The 15,546-nt window shown below is 52.8% G+C and carries 17 protein-coding genes and 1 pseudogene; 4 read left to right on the plus strand and 14 right to left on the minus strand.

Annotation, left to right across the window (positions count from 1 at the left end; all coding sequences use genetic code 11):
- Window positions 1-154: 154 nt before the first annotated feature.
- From IB274_RS11870 to IB274_RS11915, 10 genes and pseudogenes are all read right to left on the minus strand, one after another.
- Entirely contained in the window at window positions 155-1,444 is a 1,290-nt protein-coding gene (locus IB274_RS11870; protein ID WP_192432110.1) for a zonular occludens toxin domain-containing protein, read from the minus strand.
- A 3-nt stretch (window positions 1,445-1,447) separates the two neighbouring features.
- A complete protein-coding gene (locus IB274_RS11875) occupies window positions 1,448-1,804 on the minus strand; it encodes a DUF2523 family protein (protein ID WP_192223849.1) in 357 nt (118 codons plus the stop codon).
- A gap of 4 nt (window positions 1,805-1,808) precedes the next feature.
- Complete coding sequence (locus IB274_RS11880; protein ID WP_192432112.1) at window positions 1,809-3,020, minus strand: hypothetical protein; 1,212 nt, start codon at window positions 3,018-3,020, stop codon at window positions 1,809-1,811.
- 138 nt (window positions 3,021-3,158) lie between these two features.
- On the minus strand, window positions 3,159-3,410 hold the full coding sequence (locus IB274_RS11885; protein ID WP_192432114.1) for a major capsid protein: 252 nt from the start codon (window positions 3,408-3,410) through the stop codon (window positions 3,159-3,161).
- Window positions 3,411-3,422: 12 nt separating this feature from the next.
- Window positions 3,423-3,674 (minus strand): hypothetical protein, encoded by a 252-nt coding sequence (locus IB274_RS11890; protein ID WP_192432115.1) that lies wholly within the window; start codon window positions 3,672-3,674, stop codon window positions 3,423-3,425.
- Between the two features lies 1 nt (window position 3,675).
- A complete protein-coding gene (locus IB274_RS11895) occupies window positions 3,676-3,897 on the minus strand; it encodes a hypothetical protein (RefSeq protein WP_192432117.1) in 222 nt (73 codons plus the stop codon).
- A 16-nt stretch (window positions 3,898-3,913) separates the two neighbouring features.
- On the minus strand, window positions 3,914-4,348 hold the full coding sequence (locus IB274_RS11900) for a DNA-binding protein (RefSeq protein WP_192432119.1): 435 nt from the start codon (window positions 4,346-4,348) through the stop codon (window positions 3,914-3,916).
- 434 nt (window positions 4,349-4,782) lie between these two features.
- Window positions 4,783-5,127, minus strand: coding sequence for a lysogeny maintenance protein PflM (pflM, locus tag IB274_RS11905; RefSeq protein WP_192432121.1), 345 nt, complete (start codon window positions 5,125-5,127; stop codon window positions 4,783-4,785).
- Window positions 5,128-5,149: 22 nt separating this feature from the next.
- A pseudogene (locus IB274_RS11910) lies at window positions 5,150-5,281 on the minus strand (Arc family DNA-binding protein); the annotation flags it as partial.
- Window positions 5,274-5,546 (minus strand): DNA-binding protein, encoded by a 273-nt coding sequence (locus IB274_RS11915; RefSeq protein WP_192432123.1) that lies wholly within the window; start codon window positions 5,544-5,546, stop codon window positions 5,274-5,276. The pseudogene IB274_RS11910 and the gene IB274_RS11915, both read right to left, overlap by 8 nt.
- A 445-nt stretch (window positions 5,547-5,991) precedes the next feature.
- Between IB274_RS11915 and IB274_RS11920 the strand changes: the two genes are divergently transcribed.
- Both IB274_RS11920 and IB274_RS11925 read left to right on the plus strand, forming a co-directional pair.
- A complete protein-coding gene (locus tag IB274_RS11920; RefSeq protein WP_192432125.1) occupies window positions 5,992-7,614 on the plus strand; it encodes a DUF262 domain-containing protein in 1,623 nt (540 codons plus the stop codon).
- Entirely contained in the window at window positions 7,601-8,431 is an 831-nt protein-coding gene (locus tag IB274_RS11925) for a PIN-like domain-containing protein (RefSeq protein ID WP_192432127.1), read from the plus strand. The genes IB274_RS11920 and IB274_RS11925 overlap by 14 nt, the downstream gene beginning before the upstream one ends.
- Before the next feature lie 242 nt (window positions 8,432-8,673).
- On the opposite strand, the gene IB274_RS11930 is transcribed toward IB274_RS11925, so the two are convergent.
- Window positions 8,674-11,190 carry a DEAD/DEAH box helicase gene (locus IB274_RS11930; RefSeq protein WP_192432129.1) on the minus strand — a complete coding sequence of 839 codons (2,517 nt, stop codon included), beginning with the start codon at window positions 11,188-11,190 and terminating at the stop codon, window positions 8,674-8,676.
- Complete coding sequence (locus tag IB274_RS11935) at window positions 11,190-12,113, minus strand: DUF1837 domain-containing protein (protein WP_192432131.1); 924 nt, start codon at window positions 12,111-12,113, stop codon at window positions 11,190-11,192. Before IB274_RS11935 ends, IB274_RS11930 begins: the two co-directional genes overlap by 1 nt.
- Window positions 12,114-12,558: 445 nt before the next feature.
- Here IB274_RS11935 and IB274_RS11940 point away from each other — a divergent pair, with 445 nt between their 5' ends.
- Together IB274_RS11940 and IB274_RS11945 are read left to right on the plus strand one after the other, a co-directional pair.
- The gene (locus IB274_RS11940) at window positions 12,559-12,945 is read left to right on the plus strand and encodes a (deoxy)nucleoside triphosphate pyrophosphohydrolase (RefSeq protein ID WP_192432132.1); all 387 of its coding nucleotides are present in this window, start codon (window positions 12,559-12,561) and stop codon (window positions 12,943-12,945) included.
- The gene (locus tag IB274_RS11945; RefSeq protein ID WP_225614813.1) at window positions 12,938-13,774 is read left to right on the plus strand and encodes an HNH endonuclease; all 837 of its coding nucleotides are present in this window, start codon (window positions 12,938-12,940) and stop codon (window positions 13,772-13,774) included. Before IB274_RS11940 ends, IB274_RS11945 begins: the two co-directional genes overlap by 8 nt.
- A gap of 313 nt (window positions 13,775-14,087) precedes the next feature.
- Here IB274_RS11945 and IB274_RS29950 read toward each other — a convergent pair whose 3' ends face one another.
- Both IB274_RS29950 and IB274_RS29955 read right to left on the minus strand, forming a co-directional pair.
- Entirely contained in the window at window positions 14,088-14,387 is a 300-nt protein-coding gene (locus IB274_RS29950; RefSeq protein ID WP_192432134.1) for a hypothetical protein, read from the minus strand.
- Between the two features lie 23 nt (window positions 14,388-14,410).
- Window positions 14,411-14,848 carry a hypothetical protein gene (locus IB274_RS29955; RefSeq protein ID WP_192432135.1) on the minus strand — a complete coding sequence of 146 codons (438 nt, stop codon included), beginning with the start codon at window positions 14,846-14,848 and terminating at the stop codon, window positions 14,411-14,413.
- Window positions 14,849-15,546: the final 698 nt, after the last annotated feature.

Consider the following 15,546-nt stretch of genomic DNA (forward strand, 5'->3'; position numbering starts at 1 on the left):
CTACCGCTCGTGCCTGGCGCTCCCGGCCGGCGGCGCGGCTCGCCGACTCAAAACGGAAACGCCGCCACCGGCTGCATCACCTGCAGGGCGGTGAGGAAACCGAGCGCATACGCGAGCGCAAGCAGCCCAAGGGCGTTGATCAGGCCGTGCAGGGTCATTGGGTTCTCCAGGGGCGTGCGGGGTATTCGGAGTCGGGGACGATGGTGAGCGTCGTCTGAGCGGACGCTGTGGGCGCTGCTGGGGGCGTGGCGATTGCTGGTTGTGCGGCGGGCATCTGCGCCGGCTTGGGGAAGGACCCGGCGCACACGATAGTTTCGTGGTACTCGCCATAGAACAGCTCGGCCACACACTCGGAGCGGGCCTTTACGCCGTAGCCGGACTCGCCCATCTGCCACGAATTGAGCATGAGGCGACGGCCTTCGGCATCGGTGATGACGAACATGTACATCTCGCGCTGCATGCCCTTCACCAGCCCTTTCACGCGGGCCGCCACGGCGATCTGCCGGCCCGCGAAGGGATGCTCGGCTAGTGGAAGAGCCGGAACACCTGATTGGCCAAAAACAGCACCAGCAGGAAGAGCGCGATTCGCAGCAGCAGGCGTTTGAGCAGGTACAGCACTCCCTTGAGAACGAGGTGAAATGCTTTGCTCAGGATGGGCAGAATCAGGCTTTTGCTGAGCCCCGCCACCGACGACCTTGAGAGGTCCCATATAGCTGACAAAGCCAATAGTGCCGGCCAGCAGTGCCAGTAGAAGAACCAACTTAGGCGACCGGAAGAGACTCTTGCCGGCTTTGGTGTCCTGGGTTTTGCCGGTGGCGGTGGACTGGTAGAGCCGGAAGGTCTGCTTCTTGATTCGCTTGTATTCGACGATGGTGCCGTCAGCGGGTGGTCGGTTGAGCTGGGCGTCATGCTGGGCCTCCTTGTACCGGCCGGGGATGCCGATGACCGCGAGGTTGGAATGCTTGTAGGCCATCTCGCAGGTCATGCGGATGTCGTCGCGGATGTAGCTGATGTTCGGCGTGGTCAGGACGATGTCCCAGTTGAAGTGGCGGTGTCGGGTCCAGGCATCCAGCCAGCCCATGGGCCTATCCGCCTCGTGCGCCGCTTCGGGCCCGCCGGGGAAATCGAACTTCTCCAGATCGCGTTCGCGCCACGACTTGGGGAACAGCAGCTGGGTTTCATCGACGATCAGGAAGGCGCCCCGCGGTGCCCACTGAAACCACGTGCGCATCTTTTCGAGGTCGGCGAGCGATTCGAGATCGAGGTTGATGATCTGCGCCGTGTTGGGCAGATCAGGAAACACGGTGTAGGCCCGCTCCAGGGTGAAGCCCCGGACGTTGGTGATGATGACGCGGCCATCCTTGAGGGCGGGCACGGCATCGTCTTGAATCGCTCCACTTGTTTTGTACGAGCCGTTCGGGCCGTGGTGAATCTTGATGGACATGACTCACCTCCCTATGAACGGCACGAAGCGCATACAGAAGCGCGTGGCCAGGGCGGAGAACATGATGTTGAGTGCCTGCGGGACTCCGAGAAATTGCAGCGCCGCCGCGAGCGGTCCAGGGAGCGTGGCGTACATGGAGCGGACCATGTTGGACACGCCGAGGCTGTCGATCAGCTCGCGGGCGACGGTGTAGCTGACATCGAGCAGGAACAGGAACGACTGGAGGGCGCTATACATCGCCCACTGGGTGGCGACCACGAAGCCGTCCTTGATGAAGTCGTAGATACCCTGGGTGAGGAAATTCCAGATCCATTGCAGGAACAGGACGATCTGGTCAAAGAAGCTGGATAGCCATTCCATGTGATCACTCCTTCAGAATGACGAAGGCGGCCAACACCGATGCCATGAACATCAGCGCGTAGCGCAGGTAGGAGAGTTTTTCTTCGTACTCGGTGAAGCAGAGGCTGACGGTCTTTTTCCAGACCACGAAGGTGTCGCAGGGGAGCTTGCCGCCGCCCTCGCCGAGGTTCAGGTCGAACACGCCCTTGAGCTGGTCGGCGTTCTCTTTGATCTTTTCGGAGAACTCCTTTTTCGCTTCCTCGACCTTGGCGGTCCACGTCGTAAGAGACTCTTCCCAGCTACCTTGCTTGGGTTGCTCCAGGGACTCTTTCGGACCCTTGCCGCCGCTGGTGCCGTCATTGCCGCCGCCACCGCCGGAGTTGTTGCCATCGCCGTCACCATCCCCGCCGCCCGTGCCGGGATTAGTACCGCCATCGCCGCCACCGGAGTTACCGCCACCGGTATTGCCGCCAGGGTTGTCGGGGTTTTCGTTGCCGCCTCCCGTGGTGGGGAAGCAGGCACTACCGGACCAAGAAAAGCCGTCCGGGCATTTGTCGTCGGGGTCGATATCGGGAGGTGTGGTTTGCGCGCCCGTGCAGCCGACCGTGCCGTTTGCGGTCTTCTTGCACTCGAACTTCTTGGCGAGTTCGTCGAGGTAGTCCTGCAGCTGCTGATCGGGGTTGTCCGGGTTATCCGACATGTCGTCGTTGCCGACCGGAATCATATCCACCGTGCAGGCGCTCTCATCGCAGCTATCGGGCATGCCCGGCTCGTAGATGCAGCCGTCTTTGATTTCGGGGTCTACCTCAAAAACAGCGCCGCCCTCGTTGTATGAGAACTGGATGGTCTTGGTGTAGTTACCGCGAGTTATGCACTCGGCGTCAGTGGGCTTTTCGCCAACACATTTATCGACGCCCTCGGTGTCGTCGTAGACCTGGCCCGTGGGGCAGCCGTCCCCGATACGATCAATCAGCCAGGAGCTGACGTTCACCTTTGCGCTGCTGTTCCAGTAGGAGCAGTAGTACTGCGTGGGTGATCGTCGGTCGAAGCCGCTGCGTTCCCCGGTGTAGTTGCCCATCGCCTGCATGACTCCAAGGCGAGAATCACAGGCTTCCAGGGGGCTGTTGTAGATGCTGCCAGTGCTGGTGATCTTCCATTGGTAGGTGGCCGCGAATGCCATGGGAGAAAGACCAGCCAGGAGCAGCATCAGCGCGGAGAGGATCAGCCGTAAATTCATGGCGGGCTTTCCAAAAAGAACCCCGCCGAAGCGGGGTCCAGGTTCGGCACATCAGTGCAGTCAGAAGAATTCGCCGCATCGGTACCCGGTGATGAAGGCGCCGGCGAAGAACGCCCCCAACCACACCGACCAGAGCACTTACGCCTTGCGCAACATGCTGTAGATCAGGCCAGCGACCGCGAGGATGACCAGGGCACCGACGATGTAGCCGCCGATGTTGGACATGTCGCCCTTGCCGTCGGTGATGGCCTGCTCGACCGCGCTGGTGTCGATGACGCTGGCGGCGAAGGCAGGGACCGAAGTCACGGCAGTGACGGTGCCGGCGATGCAGACGTTGCGGAAGGAGCGGATCGGGTTGAACTTGGCGATCTGTTGTTTCATGGCGTTCATGGTGTTTCCTCTCTACTTGGCTTTACGAAGAAGTGACGCGACCCAGCCAGTTAAAAGCCCCGTCACGAAGGCTCCGAGAACGCCCGCAGCACCGATGCTGAAAGCCTCCAGGGAGAACCCGCCGTTGACCAGGATTTCAATCGCTCCAGCGGCCTCGGGCGGAATCAGATAGGCCTGTTGCCACTCGATCTGCTGACAGCGCATCAGGCCGTCCGCCGTGGACGCCCAGCTGGTGCAGACCTGGACGGCAACCACGCCTGACATGTCAGCGGGCCTCCTTGCGCGGGCGGTCGCACCAGCACCAAAACGAGCGCAGGACGAACCACCACAGGGCGAAGAAGGCGAACGCAGCCGCGACCACAGCGATCACGGAATCCAGCGGGTAGGGTTCGAGGAATTCGCGAACCGCACGCACAGCAGGCGATACGGCGCAGAGAATCGCCACGTACAGAACCCAGCCGAAGGCGAAACGGAGCGGCGCTTTCATCTACCTACCCTCGCCGTCAGGACTTGCTGCTGTCGGAAGGCTTATCAGCGGCGGGCTTGTCGCTGGCCGGCTGCTGAGTGGGGCGCTGGGCTTGTGCCTGGGGTTGCGGCTGGCGGGCGGGAGCCGGGGTAGCAACTTCTTTGCCCACGGCCAGCAGCTCAGTCAGCACCTGGGTATTGGTGGTGCGGCCGAAACGGTCCTGAGTCGGGCGGACGACGCTGGCGAACTTGCAGAGCACCGGGGCGCCTTCGAAGACGATGGAGTCCAGCAGGGTCGGCTCAACGTTGTATTCGCTGATCTCGAAGCCCTTGGCGTTGCCCCGAGCGGTTTCCGGGATCGGGGAAATGGCCTGGACGCTGGCGAAGATCTCGCCGGACTTGGTGGAGGTGTAGGTATCGGTCTTGGTGACCCAGAGTTCGACTACGCCGCCAGTGGTTGCAAACATGTTCATCTGAAGCTCCTTTGCCTTTTTCGGGCATGAGTTGGCCCGCTGCTGCAAATTGGGCGCGTTGGTGGCCGTCTTTCAGCGGGTGCGGTGGTGCCTGGGTTTTGCGGTGGTGCAGGCGGTGAGTTGGGTCAACACAAAGGGCTCTGCCCTTGTCATCCCGCTCTCGCCGCCGAGGGCTCAGGAGCGCGGGGCGGTGGTGCTGCCCCTCACTCCCGAGCGGAGGCTATTCAGGGAGGGGGACGGTCAAGGGTGCGCTTCGCCCGGCGCTCCGTTTGTCCGAACGAGAAAGCGTGTTCGGACAAGCCGGTGCGGCGGCCCTGGACCTGATTGGCCCAGGTGGGGATGGTGTGGCGAGCGTGGTAGCGGCCAACCACTGCGCTAACCGTCAGCAGGACGAGCCAGAAGATCAGGTGCGGGATCGGGTTAGAGACCATGGCTCAGCCCTCCAGCTCGAACGGCTCGCGCACGGGAACGAAGGGGGTCGGCCTGCCGCTGTCGTAGATAACGTGCCAGTACTTCGGGGGACGGCGCGCGGGTTGGTGCCTCACGCAGGTAAACCCCGGCTCCACACGATAGGTACTGGAGACCAGCCTCCAGACACCGGATACCAGATTCATGGTTCCAACGACCGTGAATACCCGCGTAGGGCGGCACTGGCTGCAACGAGTGAATCGGCTGGAGTCTTCCGGATCCGGTTGAGCCCGAAGCACGCGATCCGCTTCGCATACAGAGCAGGTACAGAACGCGGGATGAGGTTGATGCAGGTACTTGCTCGGAAGCATCGGCGGGCACCTCCCCTTCGAAGCTCTGTTGAAGGCGGAAAACCAGTTCGGCGTTCAGGGAGCGGAGGGAAGCTTCGGCGGCTTGCTCGACCTGGGAGCGCAGAGTAGGGGGCATGCGCAGCTTGAACTGGGAGAAGGACCGAGCGTCATTCATCGTCGTAATCCCCTTGGCAGAAGATCGACTTCCCCCGGTCGAGGTCGCGGCGGATTTTGTGGAGGTTGATGACGCGACGGCGGCCAATCTTCGCGGTCGGCACGGTCTTGGTTTCGACCCAGCCACGCACCACGTCATCCGTAATGTCCTCCAATCCCAGCATCTGAGCGAATACCGCCTGAGAGCAGAATGGAGCGGTACGGAAGTCCGTGACCTTTTCCATCGCCCCCGTGACGGTGAACCCCACTATTCCAGACTCTTCCATGGTTTTGCCCTATAATGAAAATCACGTCTACTGAGTAGAATTTACTAAGTAGCACAACCATACATGCAGATTGTTACTAAGTACAATCTACTAAGTAGAATATTTGAGCATGATAAGAGACCGGCTTATAACCTTGTTTAATAAGGAACGAACAAGCGTCTGGTTCGAGAAGGAGACCGGCATTGATCGCTACCGGTGGGGAAATGTGCGCAATGGTAAAGCCCGTATAACGGATGCCGAAATTGAAGCTGTTATAACGATCTTCCCCCAATATGCTCTGTGGCTTGTCACTGGGGAGGTCGCCCCTGAGATCGGCCAAACCAGTCCAGCATATGAAGAAGCTAATCGAAAATTGCCAAATCAAGACGTGGGATAGCGATAACTAAGGAAATAACTAGGCGCTGGTTCTCCCGAAATTTTGGCATCAAGGAGCAGAGGTGAAAAAGTGCATACACCGTTAAACGCTTCAGCAACAACCGCTGGAACTCTACTGTCTAGTTCAACATTCGAGGTCCCTCCTTATCAGCGAGAGTACTCCTGGCTTGAGGACGAAGTTGTAGAGTTCTGGACAGACCTGAGTCACGCATTGGGAGATGACTCCTATTTTTTAGGATTGGTCATACTTACAGATGAGCAAGGCATAAAACAGGTAGTTGACGGGCAGCAACGAATTCTTACTCTTACGTTGCTTGCGGCAGCTCTATATCACGAGGCAAAAGAAAGAGGGCGAAATGCGCTTGCGGAGAGAGTACAGGCAGACTTCTTGCGCTCGATAGATTACGAGACAGACGATACCAACCCCAGAGTGACTCTCTCCGATGAAGCAGATAATGAGACTCTGCAAGAAATACTTGAAAGCGGAGTCGTCAGCAAAAAAAATAAATCCAAAATAGCAGAAGATTCCTTATCTCAGCGTATGCTAGATGCATATAGCTTCTTAAGGGAAAGCTTAAAGTCAGATTTATCAGATGATCCGTTCAAGCGTCTTGGAATATGGACTGACTTTATAACAAATCGACTTTATTTCGCGGTTTTCGTCCACCCAGACCCTGCATCCGCGTACCGAGTTTTTGAGGTGATTAATACTCGAGGGAGGGAGCTAACTACCGCAGATCTTCTAAAGAATTATGTTTTAAGTCAAACGCCGAAAGGTCAAAGGGAAAAGAGATATCAACACTGGAAAGAGATTGCCAGTCCGTTCAATGGCTCGGGCTCAAATTCATTTGTACAGTACATTAGGCACGTAGTTACGGTGCAGGGTGGGCACATTCTTCCTAAAGATTTATTTGATTTTCTCGCCCAAAGAACAACATTCTCAAATAAGCAGCCTCCCAACCCAAATCAGCTTATGGAGCTTTTGGACGTAAACCTACCGCTCTATCTCCAAATGGTAGATCCATCGTTAGATGGGCCAGCGGAGCCGGATGCTTTAAAAATATTCGCAGCACTTAATAGTCTAGGTGTCATATCTGTTCGTCCAATTCTTCTAGCTATTGCCTCGACACCCTCATCTCTAGAGGGGATGCTCTACATATTGAGACTCGTAGTACGTCGAATAGTTGTCGGTAACTTAGGTACGGGTAATGTCGAACGTCGTTTCGGCGAAGCAGCCAAAAAAGTACATGACGAGGGTGTTTGGACTGGGATTCAGGAGGATCTTGCTGACTTAATCCCCACTAAAGATGAATTTTCTGATCAGCTGCGTAAGCGCTCCTTCAATAAAGCGGTGCTGACATTCCTTCGTCGATCGATAATTGAAAGCAGTGAAACTCCAGAGAGTTTAGGGACTTTACACTTTATCCGGCCAAGACAGGCCGAAGATTGGGAGGGGTTTAGTGAGGAAGACGATAACTTCTGGGGTAATACAATAGGAAATACCATTCTGTCCACCCTTGAAAGGCGCCCTAAAGGAGCTAGCACCTGGGAGGGGTTCAAAGAGAATATCCTCCACACAGCAATTCAAGGAGAGTGGACTTCTCGGCTGGAGAGTTTTGATGAATGGAACGCTCAGGCTGTTATTTCGGTCGGTAATGAACTTTCTGAGGCGGCAGCAAATGTCTGGTACTGACTCGGAGGGCTGTATGACTGCTGCTTTATTAGATAGGTTAGAGTCAATATTGAATAGGGGGGTGGTTATAAACTCTCTTGGCTCCTTAACTACTTCAGTGCTGGCCAGGCAAAAAGATCCACAAGATCTTAGAAGTACCGCGATTGCGATAGATTCAAGTGCTTTTCTCCGGATTAGTAGAATACCCAAAAGTGCTGATGTAATAGACTACTTGGCTTCGCAGCACGAAGCGCCAATCATATTGCCTGGGCAAGTAATCCAGGAGTTCTGGAACAATCAATTAAATGCAGTTGATACGCAAGCAGCAACGCTGAAGAAAAGACACGAAGAGCTAAAGCAAGTAACGCAAAAAATCGATAATAGCTTCGAGGAGTTCCACTCAAAAATGGAGGAGCTCATAGCTGAATTCGAATCGAATCATGGATATATATATGATGAGTCAATTAGGCATATAACCATACAGGCCCTGAAAACACTAGAGTCCAAAGCCAAGGTGCCTTACGTGCCGAGGCAGCGATTCCATGACATGGCAATTGCAAGAAAGCGCACAAAAACACCGCCTGGGTTCAAAGATGACGGTGATGGAGATTTCTACATCTGGCTGGACCTATTGTTTGGTCTTATGCAGTCAAAGCAAGAAGGCGCTAGTTTTAGTCATGTCCTTTTCGTTACTAACGACGTTAAATTGGATTGGAGTAGAAACGGTATGCCGCACCCAATTTTAGCTGCGGAAATGGAGGCGGCAATTGACTGTACTTTGGATGTTGTAAAGATTGATCAGTTTGGGAAGCTTATTGTCGAAAAGATTACTTCCTGATCTCCTCAAAGCATGGTTCTTCTACAAAAAAAGACCTGGCAGCGAAAATCCTTTCCGTGAAAACACTCTTGCACGCCGCTAGTGGGTTGCCGGGCTTTGGAATATGCAGTGTATTTCTTATTGGCTAGATAAGAGTTCGATTTTGATATGTAGAAGATGGGGCGGCGCAGCTTAACTGCAAAGCGCCCTATCTAATCGTGCCTGATGTCAAGCTAATGAGTAAGATCCGTAGATCTATAATTTTACAGGCCTAGCACATCTTTTATCTCATATTGACATGCCCTAGGAAGACCCAGGGAGGAGATCTCTTTTTTGGATAGAATATTCAAATAGTCTTCAGGTTCGATAGCGTCCGCCCAGTTGATTCGCTCCCGCAACCTAATAGCAGTGAAACGTGAAAACCCCAGAGCCATCAAGCTAAGCTCTACTTTGTTGCAGGATCCAAACTCCAGGAACGTATGATAGGGCGCTATCTTGATTGAGCCCAAGCTTTGCTCTCTGTCCAATATCGCCTGTCGAAGAATATCCTCATAAGCACTAAAGTACTTGACTAGGCTGAAACGTATTTTTTTCTCTATGACACCAAGAATACTTCGAATAATTGGCGGTGCTGCCGCACCAGGATCGCTCTCCCTCAGTTTATTTACACGGTCGCGGATTATTTTTCCAACAGGCTCTCCTGTAACCCATTTGTGTGCCACGCCACAATACCAAAGAAATTGAAGTTCGCTCAGGCTCCAGTCAAAGGCCTCACAGATAGTATTCACGGCAAATTTCATACGATCCTTACCTCCTATCTCGAAAGGAAGTAAGAGATTAAAGCTTTCTACGGAGCTGGCAGACATGAATTTATTATAAAGAGCCTGTAAATGGTCAGGCCGCAATGCTCTGTGAGTGTCTAGAAGATCTCTTGGTAAAGTAATAACTAGTGCTGAAACTAAATCAATCGTCTCAGCTAGCTCATCAGCATTTCCCGCTGATTCGTATTTTTTCCTAAGATCATCAACGCCTAACTCTACACTTTCATGATAAAGGCGTCCTAATCCAGCTTCTGCTAGTTCCTTTTCATTTTCAGAGCTTATCGATGAGTCCATCAGTTTCTGGATTAAGGTTCCGCCATCTGCCATGACTTTAGACATGGATGACTGGATCTCCTGCAGTCGCTCTCCCTCGAAAGACTTTTCCTCCCATAAATCGGGTGTCAAACACCATACATTTCCCTGGAATTCTTTAAGGAGTCTTCCTGCTCGGCCTGCCAGATTGAGAAAGTCTGGTCGGCGCATAGGGTTGCCAAGCCCACTTTTAGGGTTTTCAATAATAATATGCTTTGCAGGTAGGTTTACGCCTTGCAATAGTGTGCTTGTGCTGCATAGATATCTTACATCGCCAGCCTTGAAGAAGCTCTCAATTCCAGATCGGACTATCGAGGGCAAGTCGCCGTAATGGAATGCGACTCCTTTTTCCAAACAAGCTATTAGTGGATGCTCTTCATGGATTTCCGTTTTTATGAAGCTAATAAAGTCTTTAATGTCTTCAGAAGGAGTGAAGTCAGAGATCGCATCCTTAAGCTCAGAGGCAAGCTCCTCCGCATCTCCCGGGCCATTCGCGAATATGATGGTTGACTCATCACTCCTGGTGACAATACGAGCGAAGGCAGCCCGCCTACGCATAATAGGGGGGCGAAACTTAAGTCCCAAGTCATAATCGCCAATATCGATCTCGAAATTGTTTGTCAGCAACTTCAAGTTGACTGATTTTGGCTTCATATGAACGGATGAAACCAAAATTATATTTTGTGAGACAGGTGATACTTTCTCTGTAAAGAAATATCCATTCTCTAGTCTGTTGAAAAGCCCTAGGAAATAGCCTGGGTTTTTTATTAATGGGCTGGCAAAGAGTATTGAGACGGAAGGGTACTTTTGTAAGACTAGATCGATGGCGTTCTGCAGTACTACCCCACGTTTGCCTTTGTATATCTCGTGTGCTTCATCAACAAATATAGAGGTTATTGGCTGTTTGCTGTTCTCTGGCTTTAATAAGCTAAGCAGTCGCTCCTGAGTAAGAACATAAACAATGCTATAGCTGCTGTATCGGGATTCTAAGGGAAATGGCGCTGTCCTAACGATGGCTTCAGGAATGTTCTGCTCTCGAATCGCCGATCGAATCCTAGCAGCAACTTCAGTTATAAGTGCGCGAGTAGGGACAACATAAACAATGCACTTGTCAGTCCTTGAGCTCAGCCTGCGCATTAAATCCATGTTTAGTACGAAGGATTTTCCCGCAGAGGTTGGTGCTGAAACGCTCAGGGATTTTTCTCCTTCCAAAGAGGTGTAAAGCCTATACTGGAAGTTTGTTAAAAGTGTTGAATTGTCAATCGAGTTTTCTGCCTCTCTGGCTAAACGCTCAAGTGACAAAGACATGGATACGGATGGATCAATACCCCCTGTGTAGCGGGTGCGTAATAGATTTCGCCCTGGGAAATTACCGATTCGTGAAAATATAACATCTGCAGCTGAAGCGACTTGTGGATACTGAGAGGAATAGAGCTCTAAAAGCCTTGATATTATCTCGTATGAGAGGTTTACATCTTCATCAGATCCCGATAGGGATAGAGTTGAGGAGATACCGATGAGGCGACTAATTTCCATGCGGCTAAGCGTCTCGCTTTCGCCTGCGCTCTCACCGCAAATCAGTCCACGAATACTTGCCCTGTACAGCTTCTCTAAGGGCAAGAAAAATTCCTTTTGATTGATATCCATTAGTCTAGCGCCGCGTTAAATGCATTCCGAAAATCTTGAACAGAAGGGAATGGGATAAAGAAGACTTCAAATCGTAAGTGTTTTCTCGAGAAGCTCGAGAATCTCTTGTTTAGGAGGCCCGCTAGCCTCTCACTATCGATAGTCAACTGATTTCTGAATTCCTCGACATGTTTCTTCAAGTCTTGGACTGGATCTGATGTGAAGAAATCCCAGTCGTACCCAATAAGACATGAATGGTTAAGGCGGGCCCCCTCTCCGGGCTCACCTAGTCTAATGAGATCAGAGACCGCCTCCCGGATATTTTCATCCGCATATTTGAAGTGCTTCGTGACCATGTTGAACTCATGCTTATACATTTCCACAGCATGGAATTCATCAATACTGTCAATTGCCGACCCAATAGCGTTGGAAACGCTTTTGTACATCTTTGATTCGCCAAAGTAAAATTCAACTACTTGGTCGGTTTCGTTCCAACTCATATGGATACCATCGGAACCCTTAACTTCATCCTTATGATTTGTCTTGAGTTCCATTTTTGCGACAAGTTGAGGTGCTTTTAATATTGCTTCGTTTAAGAAGAATAGTAAGGCCTCTCCGGCCTCGCCGGTCACGTCTGGACTTTTCTCGGAAATCTCAGGGTGCCGAAAAAGGTCTCGGGCTTCTTTGGTTAGCTTGGTTGCCTGTCGAGCATTTAGATCAGCCGGCCGGCTTTTGCATGAGATGCAGTAGTCAATGATATATTGATATAAGCACTCAGCTAGTGCTTTAACCATGGGGCGGCCATTGCCATCAAACTTCAAGTGATGAATGCGTATTTCTGCAACGATGCCATCAACTTTCTGCTGGTGCTCGACTACATCAAGACATGCTTCCAGATCTTTTGGGCTGACGGAAATCAATCCGTGGATTGTCCCAGCGTCCATACATTACTCCTATCCCTTAGCTGCCGTGGCTCCGAAGGAGCTCCGGGCGATGGCACAACGCCAGCCCAGACACTAGCGCGAGACCATCGATACGTAAATAGGTCTGTGGCCGCTTCAGCAGGAGGTGGCCGCATAAGCTATGGCAGCTCATGAGTTCGGCGCATGCTGACCGCTTGTGACTATTCAGCTTGCCATGAGCATTTAGCGCCATTTTCACGGAATTACATTCAAGGGAGCTTTTCAGCCTTGTCAGAATTTGAGGTTAAGTCTGGTAAGGCAAAATAGGGAGCAGTTGACGTTTACCTGAGCTCGAGGTGGTGGAAAAACGCATAGCGTTATTGAGCGCATAACACCTTCGAACCATCCCGCTGGCTAAGCAACAGGTGCTGGTACGTCAGCCCTACTGCTTTGGTATGCTTCTGGCCTACTGAGTTGAGGGGCTGGAATGAAGAACGTTGCAGCTGCAGTTGTGTACCTGGATGGGAAGGTGCTTGTCGCTCGCCGCGCTCCAGGTGAAAAGCTTGCTGGGATGTGGGAATTCCCGGGCGGCAAGCTTGAGGCCGATGAAACACCGCAACGCTGCATTGTTCGCGAGATCCACGAAGAGCTAGGAGTTGGATCCATTGCTGGAGATACGCTCACTGAATCAGTGTTTACGTATCCCGGCGGCACAATCCAGTTAATCGCTGTGGAGCTCACCCTGAATTCAACAAATTTCGTTCTGCAAGTGCATGACCGCGTTGAGTGGTGTCTGCCTCGCGAGCTGCTGAGCTACGAGCTGGCTCCTGCAGACATTCCGATAGCTATGGAGATCATTCGGAAGTATGGATAGCTTCGTTCCCCCAGAGCCTGGTGCCACGCTTGACAACGAACAGCTTACTGACTGGTTCAGGTGCAGCCCCCAAGGTGGTATGCGACGTTCAAAGGAGACCAATACGCTGGTCATTGTCTCCAACCACGTGAAGTCTGTTTATGACGATCGCTGGAGTAGCGATGTCTTGCACTACACCGGCATGGGGCAGGAGGGAGACCAATCGCTGAGCTTCGCTCAGAATAAGACGCTCCATGAGTCCGCCTCCAACGGTGTGGCAGTGCACCTATTCGAGGTCTTCACACCGAAACTGTACACCTACATAGGTGAGGTCAAGCTGGCTGGCCGCGCCTACTCTGAGAACCAGCTTGACGCTCGAGGTAACTCTCGTTTGGTGTGGATCTTCCCTGTGCGGCTGAAGATGGGAACGGTCCCGGAGATACCCGAGGCAGCTCTCGATGAGTTGAAGAAGCTCAAAGACAAGCAGATTCGACGGCTGAGTGACGAGCAGGTAGCTGACCAGGCACGCCGGACTAGCCGAAAGGAGGTGGGTCAGCGTAGCGTTCGTACGACCCAGTACCAGCGGTCTCCTTGGGTAGCGGAGCATGCGAAGCGGCGTGCAAAAGGGCAGTGCGAGCTTTGTGAAGGGCCTGCTCCGTTTACGCGGAAAGATGGGACTGCCTACTTGGAGACGCATCACATTGTCTGGCTCGCTCGTGATGGTGAGGACACCGTAGATAACACAGTGGCGCTCTGTCCGAATTGCCACCGACGTATGCATGTCTTGAACGCGGAGGCAGATGTGAAAAAGCTCCAAAGACGATTGCTTGTCCAGCGCTCGGAAACCTAGCTGCAGAAAGGGCGCGGACGTTCTGCTGCAGATATCTCAAGGGCATATCGGTTGCGCAAAACTCGCCCTGCAGCCCGCATGGCTGCGTTTGCATAAGCACTCATATTGGTGGCTTTTGTGCTCGTAGATATGGTTTTTTCTCCTTATAGATCATGTGGTTGATGTGATTTCGCACGATGCATGGGGTGCAAGGGGTAGAGTGTTCGAATCACTCCGTCCAGACCAAATTTTCTTAAGCGGCTCAAGTACTTACAGTGCTTGGGCCGTTTTCGTTTTTGGCCACTCGCAAAACTCCCGCAAAATGCACGCAAAACTAGCGGGCAAATGCGCTGATATCGAGATCCGGAATCGCATCTGACCAGACCACTTCGGCATGGTCCCGCTGATAGTTCTTCGTCATTCCCGCGCTGGCATGCCCAGCGATCTTCTGGCCGTCTTTCCCGGCTTTCTTATACAAATGCAGCGACAGGGCCCTGATCTCATGGAGGCCCGGCATCTCTTCATCTTTCCATCCTGAATAGCAGTCTGCAGCGTCTCGTGCTTCCTTGAATGCCCTGGACAGATAACGCTCATCGATCTTCGTCCAGTGCTCCTTTCGGTCAGCAAGGCCCACCTTCCGGTCCCGACGCCGATGAATCAGGAAGTGGGGAGCACCATCGTTGCAGCGATCTCATACATCCTGCAGCTCGGGGGAGGGGGACGGAAGCGGATCCAGGCGCCATCCGATACTTTCACTGTTTTCTGCTGGATGGCATACAGAAACCCGTCGCGGATATCGTCGAGCTTCATCGACAAGATGTCTGATCGCCTCTGGCCAGTGATCAGTGCAAGATCAATCCCATTCTTCCGCCAGGTCGGAGATTGTTCTCTGATCGCTTTGATTCTTTTCTCTGAGTGGCGCTTGAGCTGCTTCTTTTCGATCCTAGGAATAGTCCCGGCTGCTGCCTTGTCCAGGCGCAGGCTCTTTGCCTCACCATGGTTGAAGAAGATATTGAGAAGAAGCGCCCGGGCTTGGTTGGACGCTCTCGGCGTCGGATCGTCTAGCAACCCTGCGCATTCGAAGAGTGATTTCATCTACCGCGTGTGACGGTCAGGTGGTTCAAAATTGCCTGAATCGCACGTGTAGAATTCTAGCGGGGGCTGAGGGCTGCCTGCAAAGCGCGTAGGAATCTGCGAAAAGTTCCTTGATGTCGCGGTTCGGCGGCGCCTTCTTTATAAAGGTGGCTAGATGCAGTTTTGTGCCGGCCGCCGATGCGCCTGGTGTCGCGTTGAGGGTGTAGAGAGCCCTTTGTCATCTTTCTGCAGAAATACATTGACGGCCGATTTAAACTCCCTATAATGCGCACCACTCCCAGCGACGAAGCGCTGAAAGAACTTGAAAATCAAGTGCTTACAGGTGTTCTGAGGTGGGAGTGGTGGTCAGGCGGGTGATTCACTTGCCGCTCTTCATTCGCTGCTTCGGTAGCGGGCTGAAAAGAAGATCGCCGAGGTGGTTGACAGCGAGTTTGATCGCTGTAGAATGCGCCTCCCGCTGATGAGAAGGTTTCCTTCGCTGAGGCACAAGCGATTGAGTAGAAAAGAAATTTTCGAAAAATAAAGCTTGACGGAAAGAGAGGTTAGCGTAGAATGCGCGCCTCGGTTGAGACGAAAGCCTCAGCCAAACGCTCTTTAACAAGTTGAATCAAGCAATTCGTGTGGGTGCTTGTGATGTAAGACTGATGATCGACTGATTATCAGCAGCGCAAGTAACACTCGTGAATTCGAGAGTTTTA

This window comes from Pseudomonas sp. PDM18 (assembly GCF_014852585.1).
Lineage (GTDB): Bacteria > Pseudomonadota > Gammaproteobacteria > Pseudomonadales > Pseudomonadaceae > Pseudomonas.

What these genes read in the sequence shown, in the direction of transcription:
- IB274_RS11945 (WP_225614813.1), top strand. Translation starts at nt 12,938, where the DNA reads ATGGATAGCTTCGTTCCCCCAGAGCCTGGTGCCACGCTTGACAACGAA.
- IB274_RS11890 (WP_192432115.1), bottom strand. Translation starts at nt 3,674, where the DNA reads ATGTCAGGCGTGGTTGCCGTCCAGGTCTGCACCAGCTGGGCGTCCACG.
- IB274_RS11930 (WP_192432129.1), bottom strand. Translation starts at nt 11,190, where the DNA reads ATGGATATCAATCAAAAGGAATTTTTCTTGCCCTTAGAGAAGCTGTAC.
- pflM (WP_192432121.1), bottom strand. Translation starts at nt 5,127, where the DNA reads ATGCTTCCGAGCAAGTACCTGCATCAACCTCATCCCGCGTTCTGTACC.
- IB274_RS29955 (WP_192432135.1), bottom strand. Translation starts at nt 14,848, where the DNA reads ATGAAATCACTCTTCGAATGCGCAGGGTTGCTAGACGATCCGACGCCG.
- IB274_RS11895 (WP_192432117.1), bottom strand. Translation starts at nt 3,897, where the DNA reads ATGAAAGCGCCGCTCCGTTTCGCCTTCGGCTGGGTTCTGTACGTGGCG.
- IB274_RS11935 (WP_192432131.1), bottom strand. Translation starts at nt 12,113, where the DNA reads ATGGACGCTGGGACAATCCACGGATTGATTTCCGTCAGCCCAAAAGAT.
- IB274_RS11870 (WP_192432110.1), bottom strand. Translation starts at nt 1,444, where the DNA reads ATGTCCATCAAGATTCACCACGGCCCGAACGGCTCGTACAAAACAAGT.
- IB274_RS11875 (WP_192223849.1), bottom strand. Translation starts at nt 1,804, where the DNA reads ATGGAATGGCTATCCAGCTTCTTTGACCAGATCGTCCTGTTCCTGCAA.
- IB274_RS11915 (WP_192432123.1), bottom strand. Translation starts at nt 5,546, where the DNA reads ATGGAAGAGTCTGGAATAGTGGGGTTCACCGTCACGGGGGCGATGGAA.
- IB274_RS11885 (WP_192432114.1), bottom strand. Translation starts at nt 3,410, where the DNA reads ATGAACGCCATGAAACAACAGATCGCCAAGTTCAACCCGATCCGCTCC.
- IB274_RS11925 (WP_192432127.1), top strand. Translation starts at nt 7,601, where the DNA reads ATGTCTGGTACTGACTCGGAGGGCTGTATGACTGCTGCTTTATTAGAT.
- IB274_RS11880 (WP_192432112.1), bottom strand. Translation starts at nt 3,020, where the DNA reads ATGAATTTACGGCTGATCCTCTCCGCGCTGATGCTGCTCCTGGCTGGT.
- IB274_RS11940 (WP_192432132.1), top strand. Translation starts at nt 12,559, where the DNA reads ATGAAGAACGTTGCAGCTGCAGTTGTGTACCTGGATGGGAAGGTGCTT.
- IB274_RS11900 (WP_192432119.1), bottom strand. Translation starts at nt 4,348, where the DNA reads ATGAACATGTTTGCAACCACTGGCGGCGTAGTCGAACTCTGGGTCACC.